This is a genomic window from Alkalicoccus chagannorensis DSM 18086 (assembly GCF_000429725.1).
Lineage (GTDB): Bacteria > Bacillota > Bacilli > Bacillales > Salisediminibacteriaceae > Alkalicoccus > Alkalicoccus chagannorensis.
On the sequence record NZ_AUCK01000001.1, the window covers coordinates 407711 to 424672 of the forward strand.

Here is a 16962-nt window from a genome sequence, read left to right on the forward strand (position 1 = left end):
TCTCCTCCTTTCTTTTTACAATGGTCCGGAAATACCCTGCTTACGGATCATGAAGAAGTGGGCTCCCAGCAGTCCAAGCAGCGCTCCCGGAAGGAAGAAGACGTGGATCGCGAAGAATCGGGCAAGCGTCTGAGCACCTATGACGTCTCCACCGGCAAGCAGTATCCGAGCAAATTCGCCGACGAACGGTGCTGCCTCCGCAATTTCAAGTCCTACTACTGTCGCATAGTAAGCTTTCATGTCCCATGGCAGAAGGTATCCTGTGAAACCTAGACCAAGAATGACAAAGAATAATAGCACACCGACCACCCAGTTCAATTCACGCGGTTTTTTGTAGGAACCGGTAAAGAAAACACGCAGGGTGTGTAAAAACATCATAACGATAACCAGACTGGCACCCCAGTGGTGCATGCCGCGTACAATCATCCCGTGCGTTACCTCGTTCTGCAGGTAATAAACAGATTCGTGGGCATGAATGATATCCGGTACGTAATACATTGTCAGGAACATACCTGACAGAATCTGAATGACGACGACAAAGAATGTCAGCCCGCCGAAACAGTAAACAAAAGCCGAAAAGTGATGGGCCGGATTGACGTGCTCAGGAACCTCGTGATCGGCGATATCGCGCCAAAGAGGGGTTATGTCGAGCCGTTCATCCACCCAATCGTAGATTTTATTCAGCAAAGTGTTGGCCCCCCTTCATTAACCACGCTGATTGATATCTCCCAGATAAATCATACCGTCCCTGACATCGACTTCATACTCGTCAAGCGGCCTTGTCGGCGGCGTACCCGCAACGTTTGTTCCGTCCCGTTCAAACCGTCCAAAATGACATGGACAGAAAAATTCTTCCGGATGGTCATCGTTCGTTCCCCAGTCAACCGTACAGCCGAGGTGCGTACATATTGGAGACAATGCTAGAATTTCTCCATCTATGCGGACCACCCAGGCAGACTGGTTCTGCTCGGATTCGTACCAGCCGTCTTCAATTTCTCTCGTGAAGTCCACGCGCTGAGGCTCTTCCGATACCTCGTCTTCACTCAGTCCCACGGACACAAAGTCACCCTCTTCGCCGACTTCCAGCGCGGGATCCAGTGCCATGCGGACCATTGGAGCGAGCATTCCTGCTGCCATGAAACCACCTACACCGGTCAGTGTATAGGTAAGGAACTGGCGCCTTGACACTCGGTGTTTTTTCTCGCTCACGACCTTCCCTCCTCACTTCCGTTTCTACACACAATAAAAGAAAATATCATACTAAGACATAATCATCATAGCCCATCAAATACTGCCGTGTCAATCGTGAGCAGACAATCACTTTTGAAGAATAATAGTGTGTCCCGCCCAGCCTAGGACCACTTTCCGGTCATAAGCGGAATGATCTGCTGCGCCTGCTGTTCAACAGCCTGTCTGCGCTGGGCTCCATCCAGTCCGGAGACATCAAATGCCGGCAGCCAGACGAGCTCACCTGCATCTTCCATCCGTTCCTGACGCCATGCCATATCGGCAGTCACAAAAAGGAAATGCTGGAACCCTTCTTCCTCGAAATGGTACGTCCATTCACGGAGGCGGTCTGCAGCACCCGTCTCCCCCCTCAGGTAAGTAAACGAAGGCAGCAGAAACACCCGTCCTTTATACTGCCGTTCCAGATAATCAGTCAAATGTTCGACAAACTCCCCCATCATAATGGATTCTTCCAGTTTCTTTCCACCCGCAGCAGGCACAAGCGGAATAACCGCTGTATCAACATATTCCTTCGCCTTCTGATAGAGATCGGCATCTGCATTCGTCCATTTCATAACAAAATCGTTCCTTTCCTGAGTCTGACTGCGTGCGCAGAAAAAAGAGCCCTAGGATTCAAGGGCTTTTAATTGGGAGTACGTTCTGGAAAGCTCAATAAACCGTTCTTTATCCTGTTCTTCCAGCGCTGCATCAATCTGTTCTTCCAGCTGCAGCATTTTAACCGACCGCATCGATTCATCGAGTACCAGTTCGGCCAGAAGCGCATTCACGGACGCTTCCTTTTCATCTTTAGGCAGGTACGGGTTTTCCTCCAGGACAGCGGCATAGTTCGGCAGTGCCAGCTTATCCTGAAAATTCAGCTGGATGTAAATATCCTCGTTCCGGTTCAGTCTGATATCATGAAAAGATTTCTCTGCATCCATCGTCACGTGGCGGTGTTTGTGAAAGGCAAAAGGCACCTGATCGACATCGTTGGATGAAATCATCAATGCTTTCGGACAATGCTCTGCATGTTCAACAAAGTGCACTCGTTCCATCAGCATGTCATCACTCATCAGAAAATTGAGAAGCCATGCACATTCCCGGCGCTTCAGCTGGTATTTCTCCAGAAACCATTTCAAAAATTCCTTTTTGTCCATCACTGGTATCGGATTATTCACTGCAGATCCCTCCCATGTACTACTGGGTATCATATTTTTGTGCTTACAGTACTTATTCTACGCACGTTCTCGTAATCCTGCAAAAAAAGCGCTTTCCTGCTAAATTTCTTCTTCCTGAAGGCGTTGTCGGATGTCTTCTCGCTCCGGGTCCATTTCGAGCAGTTCTTTCAGCAGCGGCACGGCTTTTTCTTTCTGCCTGTTCGCAAAAAACATCACGGCCGCCTCTTCCAGAAGACGTTCGTCCCGCGCGAGGCTGGATACGGCGACATCCATTGCCTGAGCAGCTCCTGCAACATCGTTTTCTTCAAACAGAGCCTTTGCCCGGAAACGTTCGTACAATGGATCAAACTCATGATAATCATCCAGAAAACGAATCAGTTCCAGCATCTCTTCGTAATCCTCTTCTTCGTCGTAGTAAAAAAGAGCTTCCTGGACTGCGCCTACGTTGGACGGATTCAGCGCGATCACGCGCTTTAAGAAGTCACGCCCTTCTTCATCTGCGCCTCTGGACAGCTGAAGCCGGGCCATTTCAAGGTAGAGCTCTTCGTTGTATTCATCCCGCTGAATCCCTTCCTGCAGCGTTTCCTGAGCGTCCTCCCACTTCTTCATCGCGAGTTGAGCTTTCGCAAGAGGGCCGTAGCCTGTTGTATAGTCCGGATCCTGTTCCAGCAGCTGCGTAAACGCGTCAACTGCCGTCTGGTAATCCTGCAGCTGCAGTGAAGTGATGCCGAAACCAAATAAACCGTCAGCCGTCTGTTCTTCTTTGAGTCCTTCTTTATAATGTTCCAGGGCCTCTTCAAACTGCCCGCTCGCACTATACGCTTCTGCCAGGCGGACTTGAGGGTGGACAGGCAGATCATCCGGCAGGTTCCCCTGATAAATCACCTTTTTGTAATAGCTGACTGCCTGCTGATAGTCTCCGCGGTTCAAATAAAATTCCGCAAGACCAAGCTGCAGGACGCTCTCCTCAGGCATGTGGGTTACTGCTTCCAGCAGCTTCGTCTCTGCTACTTCCTCTAGTCCCTGATGCTCGTACAAATCAGCGAGAAGCAGCCTCGCCTGGACAAAGCTCGGATCTTTTTCCCCGATTTCATTCAGCATATCGACCGCTTCTTCTTCTCTCCCGAGCTCGATATAGCACTCGGATGCAAAAGCAAACAGTTCACCGTGGTCCGGATACCGGAACATTAATTCTTCCGCCAGCTCCAGTGCCTGATCGACCAGCCCAAGCTCGTAATAAAGTTCTGCTGCTGTTCTCTTCGTTTCATCATCGGCCTCTTTAATAAGCTCATTGACTTTTTGAAGCCCTTCTTCATGATAGCCTTCTTCAATATTTTTAATGGCTTCCTGTAGTTTTTCATTCATTACGCTTCACTCCTTTACCTTGTTCATTTTCCCAGAAGCGCTGCCAATTGTACAACTGGAATATCAGGTGGCCCTAGGTTTTTCATGGTGTGGAAAAAGAAAGAAGCCGGCTCCTCCTGCGGGACGGCTTCTTCTGTTTATTCAACTGTGCGGACGTCTGCTCACTGTGCTTGCGACGACGACTGAAGAAAAGAAAGGTGTTCGAAAAAGCCCGGATAGGAAACATTGACTGCTTCGGTATCTTTGACCGTCACTTCTCCATCTGCAATCAGCCCCGCAAGGATCATGGTCATACCGATGCGGTGGTCATGGAAACTCTCGACTTCGGCACCGGAGAGGGGCGTCGGTCCATGAATGACCATCCCATCTTCAGTAGCCTCACAGGAAGCGCCGAGTTTGTTAAGCTGGTTCACGACCGTGTCGATACGATTCGTCTCTTTTACCTTCAATTCAGCAGCATCTTTGATCCGCGTCGTTCCCTCTGCCTGCGTTGCTGCGAGAGCCAGCACGGGAATCTCATCAATCAGCCGGGGGATGTCTGAACCACTAATTTCGACTGCTTTCAGCCGGCCGGCACGGATACGGAGGTCTGCTGCGGGCTCTCCCCCCAGCATTCGTTCGTTCTCCACTGTCAAATCCGCCCCCATCCGCTGCAGAACATCCACCACTCCTGTCCGAGTGGGGTTCATCCCTGTATTTGCTGCTGTCACCTCACTGCCGGAAACGAGCGCTCCAGCTGTCAGCATGAAGGCGGCGGAAGAAATGTCACCGGGGACTTCCACCTCTGCAGCGCGGAGTTCCTGGCCTCCATCAATGGAGACAGACCGCCCGCTGCGGGCTACCGTCACGCCGAACGTATCCATCATCCGCTCCGTATGATCTCTCGAAATATCCGGCTCTGTGACCGTTGTCGTACCAGCTGCATAGAGACCGGCAAGAAGAACGGCGGACTTCACCTGGGCGCTCGCAACCGGGGAAAAGAAATGCACTCCCTGCAGGGAACCTCCACGGATCCAGAGCGGCGTAAACTGTCCATGGTCCCTGCCGTCAATCGCAGCGTTCATCATCTTCAACGGACCCGTGACCCGCCTCATTGGTCGCTTGGCGATGGAATCATCCCCCGCCAGCGCTGTTCCAAACGGCTGCCCTGCGAGGATGCCGGACAGCAGGCGGATCGTCGTGCCCGAATTGCCGACATCCAGCAGTGCTTCGGGCTCTTTCAGGCCGTGCACTCCTCTGCCGTGCACCATGATTTCGTTCTCCGTTTCTTCGATTTCAACTCCAAGAGCCCGCATGCAGCGGATCGTACTCAGACAGTCCTCGCCACGCAGAAAACCACGTATGACGCTCGTTCCATCGGCAATGGATGCGAACAGTACTGCCCGGTGGCTGATGGACTTGTCCCCTGGAATCGTCACCGCGCCGCGGAGGGGGTGTTCCGCCTGCTGTATGACTCTATCCATTCGTGCTTCATCCTCTCCTCGGTTTATGGTGCATCGTATGTTTCATACATATGTTCTTTCAGAACTGCTTTCGCGTAGATTAGGTCACTTTCTGAACGGAAACTGAGGCGGAGCACGCCCATGATTCCTTCACGCGCTTCGATAATACGGATATTGGTAATGCTGATATTCTGTTTCGCCAGGATTGCTGTCACGTCGGAAATCACACCCGGATGGTCCGGAATATCGACATACAAATCATAAAAAGGAAGAATTGCCCCTTTTTGTTTGGAAGGAAGTCGGTCTCTGGCAGCTTTTGCGTCCGAAAAGAATGCATACACAGCCTGTTCATCTCCGGTTGCGAGGAGGCGCTCTATTTCTTCCATTCTGCCGCGCCAGTCCGCCATCATCGGAAGCAGCGTATCCTTATTATGCATAAGAATATCGCGCCACATAGCAGGAGAAGCAGACGCGATCCGGGTGATATCCCGGAAGCCGCCTGCAGCGAGCTGCTGGACGACCGGCTCTTCCTTCCCGGTTTCATCCATCTGATGGACGAGCGCAGAAGCAATGATATGAGGGAGATGACTGATAAGGCCGGCGTACTTGTCGTGCTGTTCCGGGTCCAGTTCCATGAATTTCGCCTTCGTTCCCCGAAGCAGGTTCTGCAGCTGGATCAGGGAGCCCGCAGGAGTATCTTCGGTCGGTGTTAAAACATAAAAAGCATTCTCAAACAGCCGTTCCTTGGAAGCTTCCACACCTGTTTTATGGGAACCCGCCATCGGATGTCCTCCGATGAAAACAGCTCCTTTAGCAGTGAGTTTTCTGCCCGCCTGGACAACGGACTGCTTCGTACTTCCGACATCCGTAATCAGAACGCCGGGTTTCAGGTCTGTCTGCTCCAGTTCATGAATCAAACGGATCGTACTTTCAACAGGAGCGGACATAATAATAACATCTGCTTCCGCCGCTCCAGTTTCCAGGCTCGGAGCCGCTTCATCGATGATCTGCAGGCTGCTGGCCAATTTCACGGCCTGATCATCAATATCAAAACCAGTCACGGTCACTTGAGGATGCTGCTTTTTTACAGCCAGGGCGAGTGACCCGCCGATCAGGCCGAGGCCGGCAATAAACACCTTTTTGACCACATTAAACCTCCTGCTTCAGCCATTGCAGCAGTTCATGACGAATGCGTTCGTTCTGGCTGCTGCTGCCGAGGGTAATGCGGACGTAGTCAGGAAAACCGAGTGCTTCCCCGTTACGAACGATGAATCCAGCCTTCAGCAGCGTTTCAAATACCTCTCCACCGGGTCTGCCGACGCTCATGAGGATGAAGTTCGCTTCTGAAGGATAGTAGGAGAAGCCATGCTCTTCACAGAACTGCTCCATTTTTTGCCGTTCTTCCGTGTTTTTCGCTACGCAGTCCTGAAGGAAGGCTTCGTCTTCCAATGCTGCGACAGCCGCCGCCTGGGCCGCGCTGTTCGTATTAAAAGGCTCCCTGCCTGGTTCAATCGACTGGACGAGCGCCTCATGGCCAATGCCGAAACCGACGCGCAGAGAAGCGATGCCGTAAGCTTTAGAGAACGTACGAAGAATAAGGAGGTTCGTGTACGTGTTCAGCATCGGAATCGTATCCGGGTAGTCATCCGCCTGGACATACTCCACATAAGCCTCGTCGCTGACGACGAGCACATGAGGCGGAATGTTCTTCATGAAGTCCCGGAAAGCTTCTTCATTTACATACGTTCCCGATGGATTATTCGGATTGCAGACAAAGACGATCTTCGTCTTCTCATCTACTGCATCTGCCATGGCATCCAGGTCGTGGACCCCATCCTGCAGCGGTACTTCTTTCACTTCTGTTCCTTCAATCACCGCATTGTGTCTGTACTGCGGAAACGTTGGAACCGCGGTTACGATATTATCTTCCGGTCCAAGCATCGCTCGGCAGAGAATCAGGATTACTTCATCCGAGCCGTTCCCGAAAATGAGCTGCTTTTCGCTCACGCCGAGTTTTTCCGCTGTCCGCATCCGCAGCAGCTTGGCATATCCATCCGGATACACCGCAACATTACCGAGGGCTTCCTGTACGGCAGGTCCGACAGACGGGGATGCTCCGTACGGATTTTCGTTGGAAGCAAGCTTGATCACTTCTTCCAGACCAAGCTCCTTTTTCACTTCTTCTATTGGTTTGCCGGGCTGGTAAGGCGTAAGGCCTACCATCGACTGCTTTACTTTCATACAGGCTGCCCTCCTTCAGTCAGTTCTCTTACAAAGTCCTCAATTTCTTCCAGAGCCTGCTCACGCTGATCGGACAGAAGCGCGCTGCTTCTATCGGTGATGAACTGAACGAGCGCACTGCCGACGATGACGCCGTCTGCAATCTGCTGAAAGTACTGGACGTGCTCCGCTTTGGAGATGCCGAATCCTGCGAGCACAGGAACATGTGAAGCCTGTTTGAGCTCCTGGATCGACTGTTCCAGATCTTTGTTGAAGTTTTCCCTTGTACCTGTCACCCCAAGAGAAGTCACGTAGTACAAAAATCCGTCTCCAAGACCGGCTATCTCTTTCATCCTTGACTTCGATGTCGGCGCAACCAGATTGATCAGCGAAATTCCCCGGTCACGGCAGCGTGTTCTCAGCTCTGCTGCCTCTTCGTGAGGAAGGTCCGGTATTAGGATGCCATCCATTTCTGCATCCTGCATCCGGTCCAGTACTTGTTCATATCCGAGAGAGAGCACAGGATTAACATAGGTGAAGAGGACCATCGGAATTGCTAGTCCGCGTTCCCTCGCTTCTTTTGCTCCGGCAATGGCTGTCTTCAGTCCACCTCCGGCTCTCCGCGCTGCCTCTCCTGCTTTTTGAATCACTGGACCGTCTGCGAGCGGGTCACTGAATGGCACGCCCCATTCCAGTGCATCCGCTCCGGCTTTTTCCAGCGACAGCGCAATGTCGATCGAAGAATCATAATCAGGGAAGGAGCTCATGATATAGGGAACAAATTTTTCCCTGCTCTGTTGGAACGTATCATTCGTTAATCGGTTCATTCGCTGGTGCCCTCCAGTGCTTCCTGAATCGTATCTACATCTTTGTCTCCACGGCCGGAAAGACAAATCAGCATCGTTTCATCCTTCCCTCGTTTGCCCGCTTCTCTGGCCGCATAGGCCAGTGCATGAGCGGTCTCGATAGCCGGCAGGATGCCCTCTTTACGGCAGAGGTCTTCAAGTGCTCTCATCGATTCGTCATCGGTCGCCGGTTCATATTTTACTCTTCCCGTATCTTTTAAGTGTGCATGCTCCGGACCGATTCCCGGGTAGTCAAGCCCGGCCGAAATAGAATAAGGTTCAATGATATTTCCTTCTTCATCCTGAATCAGGTAGGAAAGTGAGCCGTGCAGCACCCCTTTGCGTCCATTTGTCAACGTTGCTGCGTTCAACGGCGTATCGATGCCTTTTCCTGCAGCCTCGATACCGACAAGCTGAACGCTTTGATCATTCAGGAACGGGTAGAACATCCCCATCGCATTGCTTCCCCCGCCGACGCAGGCGACGACTTCATCCGGCAGTCTGCCGAGCTGTTCGAGCATACCGGCACGGCTCTCCACTCCAATGATGCTTTGAAAATCCCGGACCATCATCGGGTACGGATGCGGACCGACGACACTGCCGATCAGATAAAAGGTGTCGTTGACGTTCGCAACCCAGTGCCGGATCGCTTCGTTTGTTGCATCTTTTAACGTCTTCCCGCCGGAAGTTACCTCGATTACCTCTGCTCCAAGCAGACGCATACGGAAGACGTTCAGCTCCTGCCGCTTAATATCCTCTGCACCCATGAACACTTTACAGCTCATACCAAAACGAGCGGCAACCGTTGCGGAGGCGACCCCGTGCTGACCAGCACCTGTTTCTGCTATAATCTGGGTTTTCCCCATTCGTTTTGCCAGAATGGCCTGCCCCAGCGCATTATTTATTTTATGCGCGCCGGTGTGGTTTAAGTCTTCCCGCTTCAAATAAATCTGTGCACCGCCGTAATATTCGGAGAGGCGCGGTGCGTGCGTCAAAGCTGTAGGCCGTCCGGAGTATTCTTTCAGCTCCTTGTCCAGCTCCTCCTGGAACGTTGGATCGTCTTTTACTTCCCGGTACGCATTCTCCAGTTCCTCCAGGGCAAACATCAGCGTTTCGGGAACATACTTACCACCGAAGTCCCCATAGCGGCCAAGTTTGTCCGGCGCAGCATAACGACTTTTCGCAGCTTTACTCATAGCAGCAATCTTCCCTTCATCATTTTTTCCATCGGTTTCTATACCGGAAGAAACATCGATTCCCCACGGTGCATAGGCGAGCAGCTCATGAACATTCTCCGGTTTAATTCCTCCAGCCGTCCAGCAGAAGACACCCTGCCGGGAGGCTTCGTTCGTATAGGCTGGTACTGTCTTCCAATCAAATTGAATGCCGCTGCCGCCCCACTGACTGTCTGTTTTCGTATCTATGACATACCCGTCTACGAGCCCTTCGAACTGCTGCATCCAACCGAGGGCGTCCGGTCCGTGATGAATCGTCTTCCATATTTTTTTACTCGTCAACGTACGGAGTGCTAGCACCTGTGCAGGGGTTTCGTTTCCATGCAGCTGAATGACATGCAGTCCGGCAATATCTGCCGTCCGTGCCGCCGTCTCAGGAGTTTCGTTCACGAACACGCCTGCCAGCAGGACATCCGGTGCAGGGTATTTACGTGTCCACCCTTTTACATCCACTGGGGATACCCGCCGCCTGCTGTCAGCAAAAATGAAACCGACAGCATCTGGTTGTGCAGAAACGGCTTTTACATAGTCCTCATAGGTTGAGGTTCCACAAAGCTTCAGATTTGTCATGCTGAACCACCCAGCAGCGTCTGCAGAAAACTGCTCCGGGACTGACTCCGCATAAACCCTTCTCCAATGAGAAGCCCTGAGGCTCCATAGGACTTGAGCCTTTGAGCATCTGCAGCGGTGTGGACACCGCTCTCACTGATGAGAAGACTGCCTTCCGGTGTGTATCCTGCCAGCCGTTTCGTCACTTCCAGATCCGTTTCAAACGTATTTAAATCCCGGTTATTAACCCCGAAAAGGGCGGGACGGATAACGGAAAGGACTTTCTCCGCCTCTTCTTCGTTGTGAACCTCTACAAGAACTTCCATTCCCGCTTCAACAGCCTGATCATGAAGCTCCTGGAGCTGTGCACGGTCAAGAATGGCTGCAATCAGCAGGACAGCGTCGGCTCCAATCAAGTCCGCCTCCCGGACCTGAATTTCATCTATAATGAAATCTTTGCGCAGCACGGGGAGTCCTACTGTCTGCTTCACTGCAGTCAGATAGGCATTGTCTCCCTGGAAAAAATCACGGTCGGTCAACACCGAGATCCCTGCCGCTCCAGCCTCTTCGTACTCGGCAGCAATTGAAGCCGGATGAAAATCTTCTACAATGACGCCTTTGGAAGGAGATGCTTTTTTCACTTCGGCGATAACACCCGGCTGCAGGGAAGCACGACGGAGAGAATCTGCAAATGAACGCTTCTCTCTGCTCACATCGGCCCGCTCCGGCAGATGAAGGCTGCGGATTTCTTCCTTTTTCCGATCTTTAATAGTCGTCAGGATACTCATGCTTTGTTCCGCTCCTTTGTCTGAAGTGCTTCCATATGCTGCAGAACGGTAGACCCGAGTGCTTCACTCGCCAGTTCCACACCTTCTTTCCAGGTGGAAGCCCGGCCGGCCGTATAGAGCCCGGCCGCCGCATTCAGCAGCAGCAGCTGCTCGGCAGCACGGGAGCCTTCCTTGTTGAATACTTGAAGGATGATCGAGGCACTTTCTGCGGCATCCGCAGCAGTGGCACCTTCCAGTGAGGTTCGTGACATGCCGAAGTCTTCAGGGGTGACATCGTATTCCCTGCGCTGACCGTCGAATACTTCGATAACGTGGGAAACCCCCTGGGTTGTCACTTCATCAAGGCCGTCTTCTCCTGTGACGAAGAGGACCCGTTCGATATTCAGCAGCCGTGCGGCTTCAGCCATCTTGGAAGCAGCCTCCCTGCTGTATACACCGATGACCCGATGCGACGCCTGTGCCGGGTTCGTCAACGGCCCGAGGAGGTTGAAAATCGTTCTTCTTCCAAGTGCCTTTCTGACCGGAGCTACGTGCTTCATGGCTTCATGATAAAACGGCGCGAAGAAAAAGGTCAGGTGATGTTCCTTAAGCCTCGTTTCCGCCGCCGTCTGACCGGTTTGAAACGGAACGTTCAACTCTTCCAGCACATCTGCGCTCCCGCTTTTAGATGATACGCTCCGGTTTCCGTGTTTTGCGACAGGAACTCCGAGAGCACTGAGCAGGATCGCTGAAGCTGTTGAAATGTTGTACGTTCCAGCCTCGTCTCCTCCCGTTCCGCACGTATCCAGAAGCGGCATCGGCAGTTCTACATTTACCGCTTTGTTGATCATCCCGGATGCAAATCCGGCAATCTCCTCCGCTGTTTCTCCGCGGTAGGAAAGCACTGCAAGTACGGCAGCCATCTCTTCTCTGCTTACCGACCCGCTCATCATCGCTTCGACAAGCTGCCGGGCTTCTTCTCTGCTCAACTGATCACCTGTCATTACTTTGTGAAGATTCATAGGACAGGATCTCCTCCTTTGCTGTTCTCTTCTCTGCTAACTGAATGGCGTAAAGCAGTGCTTTCGCCTTGTTTCTCGTCTCTTCCCATTCTAAAGCAGGAACCGAATCCTGAACAACTCCTGCGCCTGCCTGAACGTAAGCTCGGCCATCTTTGAGCACAATCGTACGGATTGCAATACAGGAATCAATCGCCCGGTTGAATCCGTAGTAAGCGACAGCACCGGCATAAACGCCACGATGCTGCTTTTCAAGCTCCTGGATGATTTCCACCGCCCGTACTTTAGGAGCACCGGAGACAGTACCTGCTGGATGCGTGGAATAGAGAGCTTCAAACGGGTGCACGTCTTCCCGCAGCATTCCGGTCACCCGGGTCGTTAAATGCATGACATGGGAGAAATAAGAGACGTCCATCAAGTCATGCACCTCTACACTTCCGTATTCGCTGACCCTGCCGATGTCATTTCTGGCAAGGTCCACGAGCATCAGATGCTCCGCCTGTTCTTTTTCATCGGCTGCCAGTTCTGCAGCTAATGCTTCATCCTCTTTTTTGTCTGCACCGCGTCGCCTCGTCCCGGCGATAGGATGAATCTCCAGCTTCCGGTCCTGGTCGGCCTTGACCAGTCTTTCCGGTGAACTCCCGATAATATCCTGATCATCGAATCGAATATAATACAAATACGGACTCGGATTCACTTTCCGGAGCACCCGGTATAAGGAAAATCCGTCCGACTGTACAGGTAGTTCAAAACGTTGGGATAAGACAGTCTGGAACACGTCTCCCTGGGCGATGTAATCTTTGATTTTCTGTACATCTGCTTCGAATCCTTCTTTTGAATAATTCGATGTCACCCCGGCAAAGACGTCATCCGGTACTTCATCCTCCACCGGAATCAGTGGAAATCCGGAGGCCGGGCTTTCCTCGATCCGCTGCATCAAGTCCCGGAGAATGCCTTCTGCTTCATCGTAGGCCTTGTCCACCCCGGCGGTTGTCTGTTGAAAATGAACGAGCGTCAGCGTTTCTTCTTTATGGTTAAAAGCAAGAATCGTGCTGCAGAACATAAACCTGGCATCATGTACTCCGGGCTCCGCCCCCCCGGCACGCGGCTCATAATAACGGAACCCTTCAAAACCGAGATACCCGACAGCTCCGCCGGGAAACGGCAGATCCGGAAGCTTCGGTGACATGTGCAGCTCATCCATGATTCTCTCCCATGCAGTCTGAAGATCCGCTTCCTTCCAATAGAATGTGCCGTCTCTTCCGCGGTGTACGAAAGTTTCTTCTTCATCCTGCAGGAACGAAGTCGGCGTCAGACCAATAAAAGAATAATTCGACCACGGGGAAACAGGATCTTTACTTTCTAACAGGAATGCCGCCTCCTGATCAAACTGTTGAAACAGCTGGATCGGCGTCTTGGTATCTGCAACAACCGTTGCCGACAGCGGAACTGTCCGGTACACCGCTGCCTCTGTTCGGAATGTTTCTTTTGTCATTGAAAACATCGTCTCACCTCATCAATAGAATGACGAAGCGGATCAGGCTGTATCAGCTCTTCTCCGCTCAGCTCTGCTATGCTGTTCTTACTGTCTCTGCTCAGCCTTTAAATCCGGACGCAGCGATGCTGCCTTTCCGTGATAGACGTGCTGGACTTCCGCCTGGGAAACGGAAACCTCCGCGGTCACCATCAGACGGATGCACTTTTCCATACTGCCGGGCACCGGAATTTCCTGCGCACACATAACGGGTACAAACTGCCACCCTTCCATTTTTCTTACTGCGCCGGCAGGAAATGTTGACGTCAAATCTTCCGTCATGGTGATGATCACTTGAGCGACCTGCTCGGGATGAAGATCATTAGCGTCAGCCATATCACGCACGACGCGGATGACAGCGTCATGAATCAGTTCAGGACGGTCTTCTTCTACAGTAACCGCTCCGCGGATCCCTCTTATCATGATAAACTCCTTTCAAGCAGATCACGGACGTGGGCTTCATCTACGTGCTTCAGCTCCGGCTTCCCTGCTTCCTGAAGAAGTACAAACCGGAGCTCCCCCGCCCCTGCTTTTTTATCCAGTTTCATTTTTTTCATCAATGCATCTGCCGAAAGGCCTGCCGGAAGCGACGTAGTAAAACCAAGTTCTTCAAGGTAATCCTCAAAGGAGGCAGGATGAAGTTTTGTTTCGTACACTTCTTCGCTCAACCGGAGGGCAAAAAGCATCCCGACCGCGACGCACTCCCCGTGCGTCAACTCCCCATAGCCGACGGCCGATTCAACTGCATGCCCGAGCGTATGACCGAAATTCAAGTACGCCCTGATCCCGGACTCCCGTTCGTCCTCCTCCACAATGTCTGCTTTCACTTGAATCGAAGAGAGGAGGAGGTTGTTCAGCTTCTCACCGGAAGTGACAGGCAGATGCTTTATTTCCTGCATCCATGCTTCCAGTAAGTCCGGGCGGCGGATCCACCCATGTTTCAACACTTCAGCATAGCCGGAGCGCCATTCTTTTAACGGAAGAGAGTGGAGCATGTCCGGATCATAAAAGACTGCTGAAGGGGCATGAAAGGCACCGATCAAATTCTTCCCAAGTTCATGGTTGATGCCTGTTTTCCCTCCGACGCTGCTGTCATGAGCAAGCAGCGTCGTCGGCATTTGGATAAAACGGATTCCGCGCATATAGGAGGCAGCAGCAAAGCCGGCAAGATCACCTGTGACCCCTCCGCCGAGACCGATGATGACCGAAGTTCGATCCAGTCCGCATTCAAGCGCAAATGTTAACAGGCGGCTCCACTCTTCCTCGGACTTCGCCTGTTCTCCCGAAGGAACGACATACACAAACGGCGGCTGATCGAACGAAGCTTTGATTTCCTCAAGATACAGCGGCGCAGCATGCTCATCTACAGCAATCAGGACGGAGGACGCTCCAGGACAGCTGGATGCCAGCAGATCTCCTGTGCGGCTCCGAATGCCCGATTCAACGAATACAGGATACTGGTGATGCTGACTTTGGATCCACAAGCTCTCAGCCGTCATTTAAAACTCCCTCGCTTCTTTCATGTAAGCCTCGTAGGACTTGTGAATATCCTCCATGGTGTCAGATCCGAATTTTTCCAGGAATCCATCAGCAATTTCCCAGGCAACAGCAGCTTCACATACAACAGCTGCAGCAGGAACAGCACAGCTGTCTGAGCGTTCGATGGAAGCTGTGAACGGCTCTTTTGTATCGATATCTACACTCTGAAGTGGTTTATACAAAGTCGGTATTGGTTTCATCGCACCATGCACGACAATCGGCATGCCATTCGTCATGCCCCCTTCAAAGCCGCCGAGGCGGTTCGAGCTCCGTCCGAAACCTGTTTCTTCATCGTACGTGATTTCGTCGTGTACTTCGCTCCCTTTCATCCGGGCAGCATCGAATCCGAGACCAATCTCCACCCCTTTGAAAGCATTGATACTGAGGACGGACCTGGCTATTTTCCCGTCAAGTTTACGGTCATAATGAACATGGCTGCCAAGACCGATCGGCACATTCTCAGCAATGACTTCGACGATCCCGCCGATCGAATCACCATTCTTTTTCGCATCGTCAATGGCTGCTTTCATTTTTTCCGAAGCTTCTTCATCCTGACAGCGCACTTCAGAAGACTCGGTTACTTCTTTCAGCTTCTCCACGGAGCTGAAATCGAGCTGCGCCGCTTTTACATCGCCGATTTCAAGTACATGCCCGGCGAGCCGGATGCCGAATTGACGCAGAATCACCTGAGCGAGCGCACCGACAGCAACACGGACCGTTGTTTCTCGGGCACTGGAGCGCTCCAGTACATTCCGCATATCCCGATGCCGGTACTTCACTGCTCCATTTAAATCAGCATGACCCGGTCTCGGCCGCGTAATTTTTCGCTTTACTTTCTCTGCTTCTTCTTCAGATAACGGTTCTGCACCCATGATTTTCGTCCAATGAGTCCAGTCCTTATTCTCTATTACAAGCGTAATGGGGGCTCCCGTCGTTTTTCCGTGACGGACGCCGCTCATGATCTGTACCTGATCTTTTTCGATCTGCATGCGGCGCCCTCTGCCATACCCTTTCTGACGGCGGGCGAGATGCTCATTGATATCTTCCGCTGTCAGCGGAAGCTGGGACGGCACCCCTTCTACAATTGCGGTCAGCTGGGGACCGTGTGATTCTCCTGCAGTTAAAAATCTCATCATGCATCATCCTCTGCTTTCTTTATCGCTTTTATGCGTTAAATTGCTGTACATCCATTGTTCATGATATAACAAAGAATTTCAAGAGGAAGACCTCAATTTTCAGAAATCATCCTTGGCTTTTTTGATAAAAAAACGTGTCAGCGGTCTTTAATCCATACTGCTCAGGATTAAAGATTTGTTCTGTTGAACCGACGAAAAGAAGGCCTCCAGGCTTCAGCGCACGGCTGAAACGCTGATAAATCTCTGCTTTCGCCTGTTCCGTAAAGTATATCATCACATTCCGGCAGACAATCAGATCAAAACCCTCCTCGTACGGATCAGCGAGCAGGTTGTGCCTGCGGAAGGTAATCGGCTGCTGCAGTTCTTTCTTCACCCGGTAGGCGGCGCCTTCGCTGTCAAAGTAGGCGTTCACATGCTGCTCCGTCACTTCCTTCAGCGCCCGCTCGGTGTAATAGCCGGAACAGGCCCTGTCGAGAATAGACTGATCCAGGTCCGTAGCCAGAATCGAAAAGCGGTCCGACCGCAGATGCTTGCGGAGAAGAATCGATAAAGAGTAAGGCTCTTCGCCGGTGGAGCATGCTGCAGACCAGACTTTCAGCTTCGGCGTGTTTTTGACAAGTGCAGGTAAGAGCTTCTGATCCAGAACGTCCCACCTCGGGCGGTTCCGAAAAAATTCAGATACATTGATCGTCATCCGCTGCAGAAACTCTTCAAACAATTCCTGGTCTTTCGTTAATGCTTGGTAGTAGGCTTCAAAACTGCGAAAGCCACGCTTATCTCTTAATGAGGTCAACCGGCGTTTCATCTGCGCCTCTTTATAAAGAGACAAGTCAATACCGGTCTTCTTGTAAATCGCTTGAATGAATGTCTGATAGTCGTCCATCGTGACTCCCCCAGCAGTGATGT

At 51.9% G+C, this 16962-nt stretch carries 17 protein-coding genes and 1 pseudogene; all 18 read right to left on the reverse strand.

Going from position 1 to position 16962, the window contains the following annotated elements; all coding sequences use genetic code 11:
• Positions 1-15: 15 nt before the first annotated feature.
• The 18 genes and pseudogenes from qcrB to G477_RS0102135 all read right to left on the reverse strand — a co-directional run bounded on the left by qcrB (position 16) and on the right by G477_RS0102135 (position 16939).
• Entirely contained in the window at positions 16-687 is a 672-nt protein-coding gene (gene qcrB / locus G477_RS0102055; RefSeq protein ID WP_026696520.1) for a menaquinol-cytochrome c reductase cytochrome b subunit, read from the reverse strand.
• An 18-nt stretch (positions 688-705) separates the two neighbouring features.
• Positions 706-1209: a QcrA and Rieske domain-containing protein gene (locus tag G477_RS0102060; protein WP_026696521.1), complete on the reverse strand. Its 504-nt coding sequence runs from the start codon at positions 1207-1209 to the stop codon at positions 706-708.
• 143 nt (positions 1210-1352) lie between these two features.
• Positions 1353-1802: a YpiF family protein gene (locus tag G477_RS0102065; RefSeq protein WP_026696522.1), complete on the reverse strand. Its 450-nt coding sequence runs from the start codon at positions 1800-1802 to the stop codon at positions 1353-1355.
• A gap of 51 nt (positions 1803-1853) precedes the next feature.
• Positions 1854-2438: a ReoY family proteolytic degradation factor gene (locus tag G477_RS0102070; RefSeq protein WP_084406087.1), complete on the reverse strand. Its 585-nt coding sequence runs from the start codon at positions 2436-2438 to the stop codon at positions 1854-1856.
• A gap of 66 nt (positions 2439-2504) precedes the next feature.
• Entirely contained in the window at positions 2505-3770 is a 1266-nt protein-coding gene (locus G477_RS0102075) for a tetratricopeptide repeat protein (protein WP_026696524.1), read from the reverse strand.
• 161 nt (positions 3771-3931) lie between these two features.
• Entirely contained in the window at positions 3932-5233 is a 1302-nt protein-coding gene (gene aroA, locus G477_RS0102080; RefSeq protein WP_026696525.1) for a 3-phosphoshikimate 1-carboxyvinyltransferase, read from the reverse strand.
• A gap of 23 nt (positions 5234-5256) precedes the next feature.
• The gene (locus G477_RS0102085; protein ID WP_026696526.1) at positions 5257-6360 is read right to left on the reverse strand and encodes a prephenate dehydrogenase; all 1104 of its coding nucleotides are present in this window, start codon (positions 6358-6360) and stop codon (positions 5257-5259) included.
• A gap of 1 nt (position 6361) precedes the next feature.
• Positions 6362-7453 (reverse strand): histidinol-phosphate transaminase, encoded by a 1092-nt coding sequence (hisC, locus tag G477_RS0102090; protein ID WP_026696527.1) that lies wholly within the window; start codon positions 7451-7453, stop codon positions 6362-6364.
• Complete coding sequence (gene trpA, locus G477_RS0102095; RefSeq protein ID WP_026696528.1) at positions 7450-8259, reverse strand: tryptophan synthase subunit alpha; 810 nt, start codon at positions 8257-8259, stop codon at positions 7450-7452. The genes hisC and trpA overlap by 4 nt, the downstream gene beginning before the upstream one ends.
• A complete protein-coding gene (trpB, locus tag G477_RS0102100) occupies positions 8256-9473 on the reverse strand; it encodes a tryptophan synthase subunit beta (protein WP_026696529.1) in 1218 nt (405 codons plus the stop codon). The genes trpA and trpB overlap by 4 nt, the downstream gene beginning before the upstream one ends.
• Before the next feature lie 6 nt (positions 9474-9479).
• Positions 9480-10082 (reverse strand): annotated as a pseudogene (locus G477_RS21655) (phosphoribosylanthranilate isomerase); the annotation flags it as partial.
• The gene (trpC, locus tag G477_RS0102105; protein WP_026696530.1) at positions 10079-10843 is read right to left on the reverse strand and encodes an indole-3-glycerol phosphate synthase TrpC; all 765 of its coding nucleotides are present in this window, start codon (positions 10841-10843) and stop codon (positions 10079-10081) included. The pseudogene G477_RS21655 and the gene trpC, both read right to left, overlap by 4 nt.
• 2 nt (positions 10844-10845) lie before the next feature.
• Positions 10846-11850: an anthranilate phosphoribosyltransferase gene (trpD, locus tag G477_RS0102110; RefSeq protein ID WP_026696531.1), complete on the reverse strand. Its 1005-nt coding sequence runs from the start codon at positions 11848-11850 to the stop codon at positions 10846-10848.
• Entirely contained in the window at positions 11822-13351 is a 1530-nt protein-coding gene (trpE, locus tag G477_RS0102115; RefSeq protein ID WP_026696532.1) for an anthranilate synthase component I, read from the reverse strand. Before trpE ends, trpD begins: the two co-directional genes overlap by 29 nt.
• A 78-nt stretch (positions 13352-13429) precedes the next feature.
• A complete protein-coding gene (gene aroH, locus G477_RS0102120; RefSeq protein WP_026696533.1) occupies positions 13430-13804 on the reverse strand; it encodes a chorismate mutase in 375 nt (124 codons plus the stop codon).
• Positions 13801-14880 carry a 3-dehydroquinate synthase gene (aroB, locus tag G477_RS0102125; RefSeq protein WP_035210870.1) on the reverse strand — a complete coding sequence of 360 codons (1080 nt, stop codon included), beginning with the start codon at positions 14878-14880 and terminating at the stop codon, positions 13801-13803. The genes aroH and aroB overlap by 4 nt, the downstream gene beginning before the upstream one ends.
• Positions 14881-16053 carry a chorismate synthase gene (aroC, locus tag G477_RS0102130; protein ID WP_026696535.1) on the reverse strand — a complete coding sequence of 391 codons (1173 nt, stop codon included), beginning with the start codon at positions 16051-16053 and terminating at the stop codon, positions 14881-14883.
• 109 nt (positions 16054-16162) lie between these two features.
• Positions 16163-16939 (reverse strand): CheR family methyltransferase, encoded by a 777-nt coding sequence (locus tag G477_RS0102135; protein ID WP_026696536.1) that lies wholly within the window; start codon positions 16937-16939, stop codon positions 16163-16165.
• Positions 16940-16962 lie beyond the last annotated feature (23 nt).

Excerpts from the sequence above, each read along its gene's own strand:
- G477_RS0102065 (WP_026696522.1), bottom strand. The coding sequence starts at position 1,802 with ATGAAATGGACGAATGCAGATGCCGATCTCTATCAGAAGGCGAAGGAA.
- G477_RS0102070 (WP_084406087.1), bottom strand. The coding sequence starts at position 2,438 with ATGATACCCAGTAGTACATGGGAGGGATCTGCAGTGAATAATCCGATA.
- G477_RS0102075 (WP_026696524.1), bottom strand. The coding sequence starts at position 3,770 with ATGAATGAAAAACTACAGGAAGCCATTAAAAATATTGAAGAAGGCTAT.
- aroA (WP_026696525.1), bottom strand. The coding sequence starts at position 5,233 with ATGGATAGAGTCATACAGCAGGCGGAACACCCCCTCCGCGGCGCGGTG.
- hisC (WP_026696527.1), bottom strand. The coding sequence starts at position 7,453 with ATGAAAGTAAAGCAGTCGATGGTAGGCCTTACGCCTTACCAGCCCGGC.
- trpA (WP_026696528.1), bottom strand. The coding sequence starts at position 8,259 with ATGAACCGATTAACGAATGATACGTTCCAACAGAGCAGGGAAAAATTT.
- trpB (WP_026696529.1), bottom strand. The coding sequence starts at position 9,473 with ATGAGTAAAGCTGCGAAAAGTCGTTATGCTGCGCCGGACAAACTTGGC.
- trpD (WP_026696531.1), bottom strand. The coding sequence starts at position 11,850 with ATGAATCTTCACAAAGTAATGACAGGTGATCAGTTGAGCAGAGAAGAA.
- trpE (WP_026696532.1), bottom strand. The coding sequence starts at position 13,351 with ATGTTTTCAATGACAAAAGAAACATTCCGAACAGAGGCAGCGGTGTAC.
- aroH (WP_026696533.1), bottom strand. The coding sequence starts at position 13,804 with ATGATAAGAGGGATCCGCGGAGCGGTTACTGTAGAAGAAGACCGTCCT.
- aroB (WP_035210870.1), bottom strand. The coding sequence starts at position 14,880 with ATGACGGCTGAGAGCTTGTGGATCCAAAGTCAGCATCACCAGTATCCT.
- aroC (WP_026696535.1), bottom strand. The coding sequence starts at position 16,053 with ATGAGATTTTTAACTGCAGGAGAATCACACGGTCCCCAGCTGACCGCA.
- G477_RS0102135 (WP_026696536.1), bottom strand. The coding sequence starts at position 16,939 with ATGGACGACTATCAGACATTCATTCAAGCGATTTACAAGAAGACCGGT.